The organism is Denitratimonas organivorans (assembly GCF_037478135.1).
Lineage (GTDB): Bacteria > Pseudomonadota > Gammaproteobacteria > Xanthomonadales > Xanthomonadaceae > Denitratimonas.
Genome location: NZ_JBBHDV010000014.1, coordinates 13,804 through 27,879 on the forward strand (window position 1 = coordinate 13,804; position 14,076 = coordinate 27,879).

Sequence of the window (14,076 nt, forward strand, 5' to 3'; positions counted from 1 at the left end):
CCATGCTCTTCCGAAATATCACGTTGTTCCGATTTGCACCCAAACTCCGAAGTGCCCTGGCTGATCTGCCTGGTCGGCTGCCCGAGCACGCACTTCGCCCACTCGGCCCCTTGCAGCTGGCCACCCGTGGCTTTGTCTCACCTCTCGGCCGGGGGGAAGAAGAACTCTCGCGGCTGATTGGTGACTGCCTGCTGCTGAATCTGGGCAGTGAAGAGAAGATCCTGCCCGCCGCCGTCCTCAATCAAGCCCTGGCCGAAAAGCTCGATGAGCTGCGCGAACGCGAGGGTCGCAGTGCAGGTGGTCGGGAGCGCAAGCGCCTGAAAGATGAAGTCCTGACGGATCTTCTGCCTCGGGCTTTCGCACGTCCAAGCCGGGTAGGGGCCTACCTGGATCTGAAGCAGGGTTGGTTGGTGGTGGATACGACCAGCCGCAAGAATGCGGAAGCGGTGGTGTCAGCCATTCGTGAGGCGCTTGGATCATTTCCTGCGGTGCCGGTCAACGCCGAATCCAGCCCCCGAGCCATCATGACCGGCTGGCTCGCAGGTGACGCGCTGCCGGAAGGATTCATGATTGGCGATGAATGTGAACTCCGGGATCCGGTGGATGCCGGCGCCATCGTCAAGTGCCGCCGCCAGGAAATGGACGCCACCGAAATCCAGGAGCACCTGAAGGTTGGAAAGCAATGCCTCCAACTCGGGCTTGTTTTCGATGAGCGGCTCTCGTTCGTGCTTGGCGAAGACATGGTGATTAGGAAACTCAAGTTCCTTGAATCAGCTACAGAGGCACTTGCGAACGACGATCATCAATCCCTTGTGGCCGAGGTGGATGCCACGTTCACCTTGATGAGTGGAGAAATCGGGCAACTCTTGAAGCGCCTGGAGACTACCTTTGACCTGTCGCAAGCAGGGGAGTGATCAGCATGGATCCCATGATCAAATACTGGAACGATGATGCCCCGCAGACACTTCCTGGTGACTTAGAGAAAGTGCTGTCGCAGCTGCTGCTCGTTACCGATCCGGATGTACGCACAGACGCTGAAATCAGGAATCGGGCTTGTGACGCCGCAATGCGGCTGTCCCAGGCCATTGGTGACAGGGCAGGGCAGCGACGTGTTTCGTTGACGGGGATCCCGCCCGCAATCAGGGAACATTTCCTTCTGGAAATGAAACACCACAACCCGAATGTCAGATGCGACGCATAAGGCCAGAACCATGAAGACCTATTCGATCCTCAAGCACCTGGTGCTGTTCAGTCTGGGGCTTAGCCTGGGCATTTCGAGTGCCCATAGCCAGACACCCACGAAACTCATCTTCGAGAACGTAGACGCCCTTCCTGGGGCGCCTGATGATGCCAAGGCTCATCATGATGGGGCATTCCGACTCGCCCTACCCATGGTTTCGGGTATCAGCCTGGATGAACAAGGCAATTACTCCGTTGACTGCAAACTGGATCAAAAAGCCAACTGCCCGAATGTCGGTCAAGGAGCCTTGTTCGGGCCTGCCACTGGCATACCAAGCCTGAACTTCACGGCTCCAACCGGCACGGTGCCGGCAGGCAACACTTCGGCAAGACTGAGTTGGAACACGTCAAGCGCCCATGTGTGCGCCGGCATCGGCTCAAACCCAACCGTCACCGCTTGGCAGCAGGCGTGGCCAGCTGCAACAACGGGAAGCTCTGGTTTCCAAGTTGGCAACCTCCCACGGCATCCGACGAACCCGACGCACTACGATTTCACGTTGCGCTGCTACTCCAACACGCCGGCCTGGCAGGGATCACAGATCGTCGCCGTAGTGGAAAAGACCCACCGCGTCACCCTTGCGCCAGGGAGTTGAAACCATGACCACCCAAACGCTCATGCAACATCAGATCCAATGCGCCGTGGCGCTGGCGCTCCTGATGGGCTGCCAGTCATGTTTCGCCAGCGGCAAGTTGGCTATCAGGAACGTCGATCCCATTCATGGCGCCACCGAAACGACACAGGTCGATATCGGTGGTGTGAAGCGGGCGGCAGTGCCCATCGTAAGCCCCATCGAGCATGCGGAAGATGGCCATGTCTACGTTGACTGCGTGCTGGACTCCGATGGCGAGTGTCCAGGCATCGGTGTTGCTTCATCCCTCTCGCCGGCAACAATCACGATCACGGCGCCGCTGGGTGATGTGCCAGCAGGCGATATCGCCTCGCGTTTGACTTGGACAGCCATCCCAAGCGAAGAGTGCTGGGGAAGTCGGTCACAGCCATCGGTAAGCGGATGGAACCGGGCCTGGCCAGCCACAACCAATCCAGCCAATGGGTTTCAGGTTGGGAATCTCCCTCGACATCCCACGAATCCCACTCACTATGACTTTACGCTCCAGTGCTATTCCAGCCCAATACCTGAGCCGGGATCCGTCGATTCCTGGACAGGCGTCATGACTGAAATCACGCATCGAGTCACTCTGGCGCCATCCGGCTAAAAGTTCACAGCCCACACCAGAAGGAACCTTCCAAGGGCCTGTCGATCGACAGGCCCTTTCTTGTTTCATCACGCTGAGCAAGTTCTCTTTCGATGGTGCTGGTGATCGCGTCGCGCATCGGCAATGCCGGCATGCAGGCTTCCGATACGGGCCTGGGTGCGTCGCATGCGGCCGGATGGCTCGATGCGCGTGTCCCTGGCCGGATCCAGTCCCTGCCGGCGCATGGCCGCATCCCGCTGACGGGTGTAGTGGCGCTAGTAGCGCCGCAATCGGGCCTGCTCTTACATGCCAGGGGTTTGCGAGCATCGGCCACATGGTCATCGAACTCGGTAGTGAGGGTGGCAAACCAGCGACCGGCGCTGTCCTGCGCACCGTGATCGAACGGAGGTGAGCATCGAGGGGTTCGGTCAGGCGGAAGCGGACCCCTGCTACTGCCTCATCGAGGGCGATCAAGGCACCGCCTACAGATACCTTCCCGAAATCTTCCCACTCCACTGCTGACCCTGAGCAGGAAGAGGCCAGTTACGTTCACAACAGACGCGCACGCGCGCCCGCACCGGAGCGCGGGCAGCTTGCTGCCCGTGATCCGGTTTGCCGGGCAGGAGGTATCGCCGAAGGCGATGCCCCTGTCTGTGTCCAGGATTGGTTCCGGTCGTTGCGCAGCTATCCAATTTGGTGACCACGAAGTGGGCACCGGGTCGTTAAGAGCTATCTGAAAGATAGGAGGAGCTGTAGAGCCCACGTTTTGCCCACATCAAACCCATATTTAGAGCAGCGATGCTGGGTGCTGCGGATCGGACTTGGTAAGGGTTCCGAGGTTTAAGGCAAGACAAGCTGGCCAACTTGACGGCAATCAAGCCCGGATCTGGCGATCAAGTGCTGATTTGTTGTGGTTGAGGAGCGTTGGGATCACCCAAAGGTGCCAGCAACCGCCCTAATTCGCTCCGTATGGAGCCAGGGGCGTCGCCGGAATGCCTTGAGTGGGAAGAGGATGCGTAAAGCGCCGGTGCCGCGTGTAGCGTCACTCAGTAGGATTTGGATCGGTTGCCACTTTGTTGCCGAAGAACTTGGATAGGTGTGCCATCGCACTGCCGGCGTCATGCACACCTTCCGTGGGTGGCGGCCAGCTCGATGTGTCCTGCTTGCGTTGGATCAGTTCGGCCTGGACACCTTCAGGCAGATCTTTGGCGACCTTCTTCTTGTGCTTGTCCAGATCGACCAGCTTGCCCATGCTTTCCAATCGTTTTTTGGAACGCTCGGATTCCTGATCTTTGCGCTGTTCTCGACGCATGGCTTTGTAGACGCCAAAGGTGCCGCAGAGCTTGAAGATCTCGGGCGTCAGGAGCTTGACGGCCGGCAGTTCCTGGAAGCTGCCGGGTTCGTACATGTGCTTGCGCCGATAGGTCTTGATAAGACCGGCTTCGGCAAGAGCACGAGTCCATCGCTCCATGCGGGCCAGGGAAAGCTCTCCGGGAATGGTTTGACCAAAGCCGAACTCGAAGAGCCGCTTCCATGTGTGCGGCTCCCATGAGTTGGAGCCGCGATCAAGTGGCAAACCGATGTACCCGTTGGATGTGGCTTTGGAGTAGTCGGCATTCCAGATCAAGACGCACAGCACGGTGATGAGGTTGATGCCTCCGTCTCTGCGCAGCGCACGCTTGCGGCCGCGAGCAGTTCCCTTCTTGCGAGCCTTCTTGCCCGGAGGATCCTCACCTGGCGCCGGCGCGGTCGGCTCATCCGGGGGCGGCGGCGGATCAAAGACGTTGATCCGGTTGCCCAGGTCATTCCACAGCGGGCAACTCTGGATGGCGGTGCGATGGGAGGTGACCTTCTCCACCGCATCGAGCAAGCGGCTGATGGTCAGCTCCTGGAGCTTGGGGTGATTGGCATGGCCACTCGGCCGCCGCCAGCGGATGGCGCGGTGCGAAGAGTTGGCCAGCGGGGAATTTCGCTTTGCGGGATCTAGGGCGTCAGACATTCGCTCCTACTCCCGGTCAGGGGAGAGGGCGTTGTCGATGAGGCAGAAGGTAGACGTGTCTGTGCTGGTGTCCTGCTCAACAGGATCGCATGGTCCGACCTGGCTATCGCCGGTGAGGGCCGGGGGGGCGTGGGCCTACCCGGTGGACATGCTTTGTGCCTTTCAGATGTATGGCAGGTAACTGCATGCCGCCAGCATGCCCCCCCCATCCACATAAAAAAGGCTTGCACAGACGATTGACCCGAAGTACCATAGCGCCGTCCCTTGGGGCTTTGGTGTCTGGTTCGGGTTTGGGTCAATCGTCTACCCTCTGTCACATCACAACACCATCTCCTGAAAAACCCGTGCCGCCAGCGCGGGTTTTTCGTTTCTGGGGTTCTGATGGCTCGATCACCGACTGCACGCCTACGACGCACACGGCTGGTCGCCAGACCCATCGCGTGGTCCGTGCAGGGATGATCGCCAACAAAGGGAATCGTTGCGGCGTTGGCTTGGTCGCCAACCATACTGTCCTCGCTGTTCGCCCCGTAGCAGGGCGCGTACCTAAGCAAAAGTGTCGGAGCTGTCAGCCTCTTGTGGGCTGTCTTGTTTTGTTGGTGTTGCTTTCGCCCGAGTCTACGCCCAGCCGGATGGCTTGGCAATGTGACACTGCGGTGACCAGCAATCGGGCGCATGGATCTCAGTCCACTGCGAAGTAGCGTTCGGCTTCAAGATCGGCCTCGATGCCTTCAAGGCGATCCCGCAGCCAGACAAGTTCACGCTCATCCAAGTGGCGTGAGAAGCCGCCTACCTGAAGCAAGGCCCCCTTGCCCTGACGCGCAATGCGGATGGCGCCGTGGAGCTGCTGGGAGCCAGCAGCCAACTTGCGCGCATAGCGCTCTGAGACGCCGGGCAATTGAGTAAGCGAACCTACGACACCCAGGGATGCCTGCGGAGCAGTGCCCGCAGCCGTTCCAGGAGTGGGGTTCTGTCCGGGTGATGGGAATTGATAGACCGTCATGACCGTCTCGCTGCAATGGTTTGGCGCGTCATTTTCGCGGATTCCGCGCATTTTGCCCATGAATCATGTCACAAGCGGACCTTACTTGCCAACAAGGGCGAAATGGACCTGTCGCTCGTAGGGCAGCAGAATCCGCCGACAGGGGCCTGTCAGGTACTGGTGTTGCTTGTCTGATAGCCGTCCATCACAGACCCAGATCCTGCGATCAGGTTGACCCTCGGCGCGCACTGCGCGACCGAGCCACTGACGGAACGAGAAAGCCAATTCCAGTCGCGGGGCACTGATGCCCATTCGCTCACGGCGCAACTCGCTCATGAGCGAAGAGGGTGGGCGTGAGTGTTCCCACTGCCTTCCGCTGGCGTCATCGCTTCCTGGAAGCCATGAGCCAGATGAACCCGACCGAGTTGTCCGGGATCGTGGAAGCCGACGAAACCTTCTTCAAGGAAAGTTTCAAGGGCCGTAAGAAGGACATGCCCCGTCCGGCCAAGCGCCGTGGCGAACCCGCCAGCCAGCGTGGTCTGTCGCGTGAGCAAATCCAGGTGCTGGTTGCTCGCGACCGCTCCACTGGCAAGACCTTGACCAAGGCGCTTCCCTCGCGCACGGCCAAGGACATTGGCAAGGCACTCGTGCCTGCGCTTGCCATGGACGTCGTGCTCTGCTCCGACAACGCCAGTGCTTACCGCACGCTTGCCAAGGCCATGGACATTGAACTGCGCTGCGTGCCCGCCAACCCCAAGAAGAAGCGCAAGGGCGAGGTCTATCACATCCAGAACGTCAACGCCTATGACAGCCGCTTGAAGGGGTGGATGTTCCGCTTCCGTGGCGTTGCCACCAAGAACCTGCCGAACTGCCTGGGCTGGCACCGCTACCTGGACGTTCCCGCCACCAAGCCGAGCCCAAGGAAGTTCCTGACGGGGGCGTTGGGCGACTAGATCGGGCCATTGACACTGGCCAGATTTCCGGTAGAAAAAGGTAAGTTCACTACCGGAGAATCCCCCATGGCTGGAAAGCCCACTGCCGCAAAGAAAGCCGACCCGGCCGTCGTCTTGAAAGCCTTCAAGACGATCGAGCGCAAGCGGCGTAAGCCTTGGCACGGAGAGGAAGAAGTGCGCCTGGCTTGGGTCAGTGCGCTGGAAGAGGCGACGGGGCTCGACTTCGACGCAGAACGCCAGAAGCGCGACAGCAGTTACAACAATGTCGTCATCGAGTTCAAAGGGCCGGGCCTGTTCAAGGGCAGCGCTTCCAGCTCCAAGTTCAAGGAAGCAACAGACAAGCGCCTCTTGCCCTACATTCAACGCCTGTCAACGCAAGAAGGCCTTCCCGAAGCCGATTACATCGGCATTGCCATCGACGGCGATCATGTCTGTTTTGCCCAGGTGCGCGCTGGAGTTATCCATTCGGGCCACCTGTTGCCGTTCTCTCTTCATTCGTTCGGCATGGTGGTTGACGCTTGCCTAGACAGTTTTCGGCCAGCAGTTGAATCGACCAACCTCATCCGGGATTTTGGTCATGGCGCACAAGTTGCCATTGACGTCATGCAGGTGTTCTCCGACGCGCTGTCTGCCGCGCTGAAGGATCCTGCCAGTTCCAAGATCAAAATGCTCTACGAGGAATGGAAGAGCCTTTACGGGCAGGTTGCGGACCTGACGAGAGACCAGGTAGCAGCCATCGACAAGGCGTTGAACTTCAAATGGACAGGGCCGAAGCAGCACAGCCTGGCGGGTCGCCTTTTCGTCATTCACTCCTACAACTCCCTGTTGATCAAGCTGCTTGCGGCGGAGATCGTCTCCGCCCATGGGCTGTCGGCAGAGAAGTCGCCAGCAGAAGCAATGTGTGCCCTGCTTGGCCCACAGGAACTTTTGGAGAAGCTCGACTACGACATTGAGCGCGGAGGGTTGTTCAGCGCCTCCAATATCAACGGATTCGTCGAAGAAGCGATATTCAGTTGGTATCTGGAAGCAGGTAAAGACAATCGTTTCCAATCGGCTCTCGTTCAATCGCTGAAAGCCCTGCTGGGCACATTGGCCCTGTATCGCACCGATCACCTTGATCGACAGCGCGACACCTTGCGCGACTTCTACCAGGACCTGGTGCCGGAAACGCTACGCAAGAGCCTGGGCGAGTTCTACACGCCCGACTGGCTGGTGGACTTCACCGTTGACCGGGTGAAGAACGGGGACTGGCTTGGCAAGCGCTTCCTGGATCCTACCTGTGGATCAGGTGCCTTCCTGATTTCCGTATTGCGGCACAAGAAGACCGAAGCCCAGGGCAAAGGTCTCGACCCAGTTACCACGATCGAAGCGCTGTGCAGCGAGGTTTGGGGGTTCGACCTCAATCCCCTGGCTGTCCAGACGGCGCGCGTGAACTTCCTCATGGAGATTGCTGAACTGCTCAAACAGGCTCCGGGAACTGCGGTGGAAATCCCAGTGTTGCTCGCGGACGCCATCTATTCACCAGCCCCCGATCCGGTCGATGGGCAGAAGGTTGTTCCCTACGAGATCGGGAGCAGCGAAGCCAACTTGAAGATCAAGTTGCCAGCACCTCTGGCCTTCAATCGTGAACGCCTGGACGCCGTGCTTGAAGTCATGGGTGAGCAGGTCGAACAAGACCAAGAGTTCCATGTGGTCCAGGGACTGCTCCTATCCAGCGGGCTCGTGTCGGCGGAGGAAGGCACCGAGTGGTCGCTGCCGCTGCACGAAACCTACGACCAGGTGCTTGCCCTCCACCGCAAGAGCTGGAACGGGATCTGGTTCCGGATCGTCCGCAACTTCTTCTGGTCGGCCACGGCTGGGAAGTTTGACGCTATTGTGGGCAATCCGCCCTGGGTTCGCTGGTCCAGTCTCCCGGAGGCCTACCGTAACCGCGTCAAGACGGTATGCGAGGGCTACGACATTTTCTCCAAGACCAAGCACCATGGCGGCAACGAGTTGGATATTTCCGCCATGATCACCTACACCACGGGCGACAAGTGGTTGAAGGATGGCGGCAAGTTGGCATTCGTCATCACCCAGGCCGTGTTCCAAAACCCGTCATCGTCAGGGTTCCGGAACTTCCGTATCAATGACACGGGCAATCTCGTTCCCGTCAGTGTGGACGATCTGAAAGCATTGAAGCCATTCCCGGACGCGGCCAACAAAACCGCAGTGGCGGTATTCGAGAAGACCACAAAAGCGCCTGCTTACCCGGTGCCCTACAAGATTTGGGATGCCAAGCCGGACGAAAGAAGGAGTATCAATCCTGCATTGACGTGGCCACAAGTGGAGTCGAAGACCACTCGCACGGACATGGAGGCCAATCCGGTTTCAGACACAGATACAGGCTCTCCATGGGCCATCCTTTCACCCGGGCGTTTCAAGGCACTTCAACCGATGTCTGTCATCGAGGCAGAGCCATGGGTGGAGGGACGCAAGGGAATTACCGTGGACCTCAACGGCGTCTATTTTGTGCGGCAACTCGGCTTCAACAGCACAACCAAACAGATTCAAATCGCGTCTCGCCCAAAAGCGGGCAAGAAGGACATTGGACCGGAGCGCAAGGGTTGGGTTGAGACCGATTGGCTTTATCCATTGATCAAAGGTGCGGCTGACTTCAAACCCTGCTATCTAAAGCCCGTCGAAGAGTTGTTCGCGATCGTCCCGAACAAGGGGATCAAGAAAGCCGATTTCGAGAAGGCCGCAAGCGAATACGCAATCCTGAAAGGCACAAAGACGTATCTCGAAGGCTTCAACAAGGCCCCAGGCCGACTGCTTGAGAACCGATCCACCTATCGGGGCAGGATGAAGCAGACTGGCGCACCACATTACGCCATCTACAATGTCGGCGACTTCACTTTCAAGCCCTGGAAGGTCATTTGGGCTGAAATGTCAGGTAAGTTCAGCGCGGCTGTTGCCGGCAGCGCGAATGTTCCTCTCGTCGGCAAGCGCCCTTATGTTCCAGATCACAAGATCTTCTTTGTGGCGTTGGACAACAAGGCCGAAGCCCATTACCTCTGTGGCATTCTCAACTCAACCACGGTGGCCGAGTTCGTTGAGAGCCACAATGTGGCTATCCAGGTTGGAGATATCTTCAAGCACATGCGCTTGCCGGTGTTCAACCGGAGCGACAAGACTCATACCGACCTCGCCAAACAGGTAGAGAAGGCACACAAGGAGCACGACAAGGCCAAGCGAGAGGCCATTGTGGACCAGGTGCGCATTGACGCCGACAAGATCATGGCGGCTTGGCTGGGCTCGTTGACGAAGGCCAAGACTGCAACACAGAGCAAGAAGAGTAAGGCGGCCAAGAAGGCCTCCAAGTAGCCTCCAGCTCCAACCTAAGTGTTTGATCTAAAAGGGCCTGTTTCTAGGCCCTTTTCTTTGTGTCGGGCCTTTTACCAACACGCAACGCTAACAGAGCCAAAAAAAAGCCCCCGGCCTGTGAAGGTCGGGGGCTTGTGTATGTCAGAAGAAAGTGCAATCAGGCTCGCCCTGGTTCAAGGCTGTGTGATTGGCCTGCCTGCTCTTCGGCGATCACCTCGGCGATCAAGTCCTCTGCCACCATGTCAGGCGCTCCACCTTGCTGGCGGTGTGCCTCATACCAGGCAACGATCAAACCAGAAACATTGTCCTCCGGAGCATCGAGGAACAATGCCACGGGTAGATCACTGGCAGTGCAGATGCGCTCAATGACCGCCAGATCAAAGCTGACGCTGCCGTCAGCATTGCGGGACAGCTTCAGATCCGCGAACGACAGACCTTCGGGGATGCTCACGTTTGCCAATTGGCGCTTCATTTGTGCCTCCACGGCGTCAACGATCCAGTCTGTGAGCCGCATGCCAGCGGCTCGGCTTGCGCGAATCCAGCAACCTTTGGTGATCGCTGGGACGCGCAGGTGGATGATGGCATCAGCCATTAGTTTGACTGCTCCCGGAGAGCAAGTCGCTCAGCAACTCGACAGGAATGGTCGCGGAGTTCCTGGAGAGCGTGGGTGATGAGGGACTCAACGGATTTTTCGTCAGAGTCAAAGGCAGCCTTGATCGCTGCGGTTTTGGTCATAACCATGATGTTGCTCCTATCAGGAAGCCCGGATCCGCCGGGGCGGTAAAGCGAAGAAATGAAACACTCCGGCATAGGCCGGAGTGTTCCTTGATCCAAAAGTTCCGCGTTTAGCGGCTCTTGCGATAGCGACCAGGAGCACTGGCCTGGGATTGATACTTGGCGGTCTGAATGGCCGACAGCAGGGGGAAGATGATGCAGCGGGAAATGACAATCCCGACAGCACTACAAGCCAAAAGAACGATCAGTTCCATCATGTGTCTCCTGGGAAAACCCCAAGAGACATCCCGAAGGGAATGTCCCTTCGGGGTTATGGTTGAGTATGCATCCGGTCCTTGTGGACCTGGCACAGGTTGGATGCGGGTGCGCCGACCTCAGAAACGCTGAGGTGCCGTTTTCACGGTCAGCCTACCACAACATCGTGGAGGCGTTGCAACAGCGGTCGCAGCTCCTGGGCGCAGGCCGGATCGTCCTGACATTGATCCAACAGCTCACCGATCAGGATGTTTGCGCTGTTCGCAGAACCTGCGGTATCGAGCATCTGCAATGACTGATCCAGCTCACGCACAGCCTCTGCCAGATCACCATGTTCCCAGCGCTGGACCACCTGCCGGGCAGCATCAATGACAGCATCCACCAGAAGGGGATCACTTTTCATGAGAAGCTCCTTGTATCGAAGAGAGTAGGGAAGTCCGCGTTCATCTTGCCCCTCGGCGGCGACTGCACCTCCGAAGGGATCCGACACGTGCCGTAGGCCCACCACGTAGCTTCGGGCCATCGCTCATTGGCCAGGCGTCGAACCGCAGACACCTGGGCCAGCGCGCCCGCATGATCGTTCGTGAACGGGCCAAGTGCCAGCGCATGCCGGCGACCATCAAGCACGCTCACGTAGTAGTGGCCGGGTTGGGTGTCAGGCATCTGCTCACTGTTCATCGTCCAGCTCCCTGCAAAGCTCACGGCCCACGTGCGAGATCGTCCATTCCTGTTGCCAGGCTGAGCCTGGAAGGACAGTGAAGTCCCGAACAATCAGGTTGAATTTCTTCATGTGGAGAAAGGTCGCCATGCCAAATCCGTTGCAGATGACGTGATCATCATCTTCGAGCCACGCCGCGAATTGCTCGCGGCCAATGTAGCGATTGCTTTTGAGGCTATGGTGCCATTTGCCGCCCTCTTCCAGGATCAGCAATGCCTTCCTCATCCTGGCGTCCAACTTGGGTTTTGTTTCAGTAGCCATATCGGCCTCCATAGAGGAAAAGGCCGCCCCTCACAAGAGGGGCGGCGATGAGGTCTAGGCAGTGCCGTCGACGTACAGTTCCTGATGACTGCTCATCAGGTGATTGACAGCCTTGCGAGCTGCAAGACAACGACGAATCGTGCTGGCCGTCTCCGGAAGATCCCGGGTCAGGACAGGGCTATCCATAGCCAGCGATTCGATCGCGAACATGAAGCCCGTCCCGGAGTTGGGACGGAAGGCCATAACCTTGATGCCGGTGAACAAGGTCACCAGCATGGCCAGGGCCTGGAGCACAACGAAAACAACCTTCTGTTTCAGGTTCATGGTAAACACCTCGTAGAAAGTCCCCGCGCTTGCGCGCTTGCCGGTGGATGGGGACGGGACCGGCGTATCGCCCGATGGGCAATCCGTGTGCCTACAGAGGCTTTTTCATGCACGCGACGGCACCGGCATCTGGCCGAATCACGCGCAAGAAAAAGCCCCCGAATGGGGGCTGAAGGAGGGATTGCAGCAGGAGCCAGTTAGGTGATGAATCAGGCTACCCCGATGCATCGTGCGGCCACCTCGTGAATGACATCGCCGTGACTCTTGAACAGCAGTGGCATCAACGTAGATAGGTGGCGCGCTTCAGCATCGGTGAACGTCCGCTCATCATTGGCGCTGGCAATCACGGTGGCCGGATCGTCATCAGGATGGAAGAGCAATCCCGTTTCCGTCATCTTCTGGAACCACGATTTCACCTTTTCCAGGTCGTGGCAGTTGCCCGGCGTCAGCTCACCGATGGGGTGACGCAGGACATCCCGAACCACAATCCTGGGCGGTGGAACACCCTCCGGCCATTTCGAGGCTTTCAGGAAAGTGAGCTGTCCAGCCGGATCCATCGTGCACTCGATGACGGGCACACTGGCCACATCTGCGAGCAGATCAAGCAGCTTGGCGTATCCATCACTGTCGCGCAGCGGGGCATCGGATTGCAGGCGGGTGGTCACCGCCCACTTTGCCAGTGGCTCGATCACCTCGTAAGCGAATACACCATCCAGCTCGATGTTGTCGGGAACCTTGCTCAACTGGTTCATGCAAAATCCGACACACTCATGGACCAACTCGATCATCCCGCCAGGGTGGTACTTCACCATCAGGCGGTGAAGCTCTTGCTTCAATTCGTCAAGACCCTGCTGGATCCCGATGCCGATGAAGGCCATCTCAAAGGGATCCACGGAAAACATTTCAGATTGCGTCATGTCAGTACCTCTTGGAGAACGTCCCCAGCGCTTGCGCGCTTGCCGGTGTATGGGGACGGGACCGGCGATCACCCGATGGGCAATGCGTGTGCCTTGCAGAGGCTTTTCCTTGCACGCGACGGCGCCGGCACCTGGCCGGATCACGCACAAGAAAAAGCCCCCGATTGGGGGCTTGAAAGTGTCGACCTTCGTGAATTGCCTCAAGGTGCCGGTTGACGTTGTTCGAGAACTTGAAGGATCGCGCATTGGGACTTTTTCACTTCTTTGCGCCGATGAGAGCTTTGCGAAACCGCTGCAACGGCTCGAAATCATTATCAGGTATGTCTAGTTCACGGATGATCGCGCTGGGTCCAGTCGCCTGTCTCCAATGCCTCGATTGCTTCTTCCCGGGAGTCCCAATACTCGACACTCTCGCGGGATTCCGGGCCAGCCATACGTGATGCCGTTCCAAGGTAGAAGCGGCCATTCCCAGAGGTCAAAACCACCACATCCAGATCGTACCCAACGGATGCGGCGAGCTTGCCTTTGAACGGCTCATTGCGTGCAGTGGCTTGGTTCATGATGCTGCTCCTCGCATGCGGCATGGACGGACCCACCATTCCATACTCTTGATATAAACGCCCAAGTGACCGAACTGAAAAAACACGGCCCAGGCATCGTCCAACGGACTGGAGGCATCAGACGTTGAAGTCCAGATGACTTCGGAGATCGACTTCGAGGTGTTGATCGTTGCTCGGAAAGCCGGGTCGCGAGCCGGAGTAGAGCGAGTCACGTCCACAATTGACAGGGCCTCGTGGTATGTCGGGAGACGCCAACTGCCGCCAGCGAGATCCAAATTGGCAGCAGCCTTGCCGGCATCATGAAAGTTGTGCGGTTCCGGCAACAGATCAGCCAGCCACTCAAGATTGGTGGCCGGATCGTAAACGATGCAGTAGTCATCGCCAGGGACGACTTCGCGGCCCTGGTCATCACAACGGATGAAGTTCTTCATGTCCCTGTTCCTTTGACTGAAAAGCAAAAAATGCCCGTCACGGAACAACGACACACCCCATGGGCATGTGTTGCCCGATCGGGGTGTTGCGGAGAATGCGCCCGGCCTTGTGGCCGTGGCTCCGATGCGGCGCGTGCGGAGCCGG

Annotated in this window: 18 protein-coding genes; 6 read left to right on the forward strand and 12 right to left on the reverse strand. The window is 58.3% G+C overall.

The window, feature by feature from the left end:
• The first annotated feature begins 2 nt into the window (after positions 1-2).
• From WDB66_RS12970 to WDB66_RS12985, 4 genes are read left to right on the forward strand one after another with little or no spacing between them, the layout of a single operon-like run.
• Positions 3-914 (forward strand): recombination-associated protein RdgC, encoded by a 912-nt coding sequence (locus tag WDB66_RS12970; RefSeq protein ID WP_339399022.1) that lies wholly within the window; start codon positions 3-5, stop codon positions 912-914.
• Positions 915-919: 5 nt separating this feature from the next.
• Positions 920-1,201, forward strand: a complete 282-nt coding sequence (locus tag WDB66_RS12975) for a hypothetical protein (RefSeq protein ID WP_339399023.1) — start codon at positions 920-922, stop codon at positions 1,199-1,201.
• Positions 1,202-1,211: 10 nt separating this feature from the next.
• Positions 1,212-1,832 carry a hypothetical protein gene (locus tag WDB66_RS12980; protein ID WP_339399024.1) on the forward strand — a complete coding sequence of 207 codons (621 nt, stop codon included), beginning with the start codon at positions 1,212-1,214 and terminating at the stop codon, positions 1,830-1,832.
• Between the two features lie 4 nt (positions 1,833-1,836).
• Entirely contained in the window at positions 1,837-2,454 is a 618-nt protein-coding gene (locus WDB66_RS12985) for a hypothetical protein (RefSeq protein WP_339399025.1), read from the forward strand.
• A gap of 4 nt (positions 2,455-2,458) precedes the next feature.
• Here WDB66_RS12985 and WDB66_RS12990 read toward each other — a convergent pair whose 3' ends face one another.
• The 3 genes from WDB66_RS12990 to WDB66_RS13000 form a co-directional block, all read right to left on the reverse strand.
• A complete protein-coding gene (locus tag WDB66_RS12990; RefSeq protein WP_339399026.1) occupies positions 2,459-2,587 on the reverse strand; it encodes a hypothetical protein in 129 nt (42 codons plus the stop codon).
• 888 nt (positions 2,588-3,475) lie between these two features.
• Positions 3,476-4,432, reverse strand: a complete 957-nt coding sequence (locus WDB66_RS12995; RefSeq protein WP_339399027.1) for a hypothetical protein — start codon at positions 4,430-4,432, stop codon at positions 3,476-3,478.
• 679 nt (positions 4,433-5,111) lie between these two features.
• Complete coding sequence (locus WDB66_RS13000) at positions 5,112-5,492, reverse strand: hypothetical protein (RefSeq protein WP_339399028.1); 381 nt, start codon at positions 5,490-5,492, stop codon at positions 5,112-5,114.
• 266 nt (positions 5,493-5,758) lie between these two features.
• Between WDB66_RS13000 and WDB66_RS13005 the strand changes: the two genes are divergently transcribed.
• Together WDB66_RS13005 and WDB66_RS13010 are read left to right on the forward strand one after the other, a co-directional pair.
• Positions 5,759-6,364 (forward strand): IS1595 family transposase, encoded by a 606-nt coding sequence (locus tag WDB66_RS13005; RefSeq protein WP_339399029.1) that lies wholly within the window; start codon positions 5,759-5,761, stop codon positions 6,362-6,364.
• A 66-nt stretch (positions 6,365-6,430) separates the two neighbouring features.
• Positions 6,431-9,730 carry an Eco57I restriction-modification methylase domain-containing protein gene (locus tag WDB66_RS13010; RefSeq protein WP_339399030.1) on the forward strand — a complete coding sequence of 1,100 codons (3,300 nt, stop codon included), beginning with the start codon at positions 6,431-6,433 and terminating at the stop codon, positions 9,728-9,730.
• Between the two features lie 157 nt (positions 9,731-9,887).
• On the opposite strand, the gene WDB66_RS13015 is transcribed toward WDB66_RS13010, so the two are convergent.
• The 9 genes from WDB66_RS13015 to WDB66_RS13055 form a co-directional block, all read right to left on the reverse strand.
• Positions 9,888-10,322 (reverse strand): hypothetical protein, encoded by a 435-nt coding sequence (locus tag WDB66_RS13015; RefSeq protein ID WP_339399031.1) that lies wholly within the window; start codon positions 10,320-10,322, stop codon positions 9,888-9,890.
• 253 nt (positions 10,323-10,575) lie between these two features.
• A complete protein-coding gene (locus WDB66_RS13020) occupies positions 10,576-10,719 on the reverse strand; it encodes a hypothetical protein (RefSeq protein WP_339399032.1) in 144 nt (47 codons plus the stop codon).
• Between the two features lie 149 nt (positions 10,720-10,868).
• On the reverse strand, positions 10,869-11,123 hold the full coding sequence (locus WDB66_RS13025) for a hypothetical protein (RefSeq protein WP_339399033.1): 255 nt from the start codon (positions 11,121-11,123) through the stop codon (positions 10,869-10,871).
• A complete protein-coding gene (locus tag WDB66_RS13030) occupies positions 11,120-11,398 on the reverse strand; it encodes a hypothetical protein (RefSeq protein WP_339399034.1) in 279 nt (92 codons plus the stop codon). Before WDB66_RS13030 ends, WDB66_RS13025 begins: the two co-directional genes overlap by 4 nt.
• On the reverse strand, positions 11,388-11,699 hold the full coding sequence (locus WDB66_RS13035) for a hypothetical protein (RefSeq protein WP_339399035.1): 312 nt from the start codon (positions 11,697-11,699) through the stop codon (positions 11,388-11,390). Before WDB66_RS13035 ends, WDB66_RS13030 begins: the two co-directional genes overlap by 11 nt.
• A gap of 54 nt (positions 11,700-11,753) precedes the next feature.
• A complete protein-coding gene (locus WDB66_RS13040; RefSeq protein ID WP_339399036.1) occupies positions 11,754-12,023 on the reverse strand; it encodes a hypothetical protein in 270 nt (89 codons plus the stop codon).
• A 209-nt stretch (positions 12,024-12,232) separates the two neighbouring features.
• On the reverse strand, positions 12,233-12,940 hold the full coding sequence (locus WDB66_RS13045; RefSeq protein WP_339399037.1) for a hypothetical protein: 708 nt from the start codon (positions 12,938-12,940) through the stop codon (positions 12,233-12,235).
• Positions 12,941-13,269: 329 nt separating this feature from the next.
• On the reverse strand, positions 13,270-13,500 hold the full coding sequence (locus WDB66_RS13050; RefSeq protein WP_339399038.1) for a tudor domain-containing protein: 231 nt from the start codon (positions 13,498-13,500) through the stop codon (positions 13,270-13,272).
• Complete coding sequence (locus WDB66_RS13055) at positions 13,497-13,931, reverse strand: Lcl C-terminal domain-containing protein (RefSeq protein ID WP_339399039.1); 435 nt, start codon at positions 13,929-13,931, stop codon at positions 13,497-13,499. The genes WDB66_RS13050 and WDB66_RS13055 overlap by 4 nt, the downstream gene beginning before the upstream one ends.
• Between the last annotated feature and the right edge of the window lie 145 nt (positions 13,932-14,076).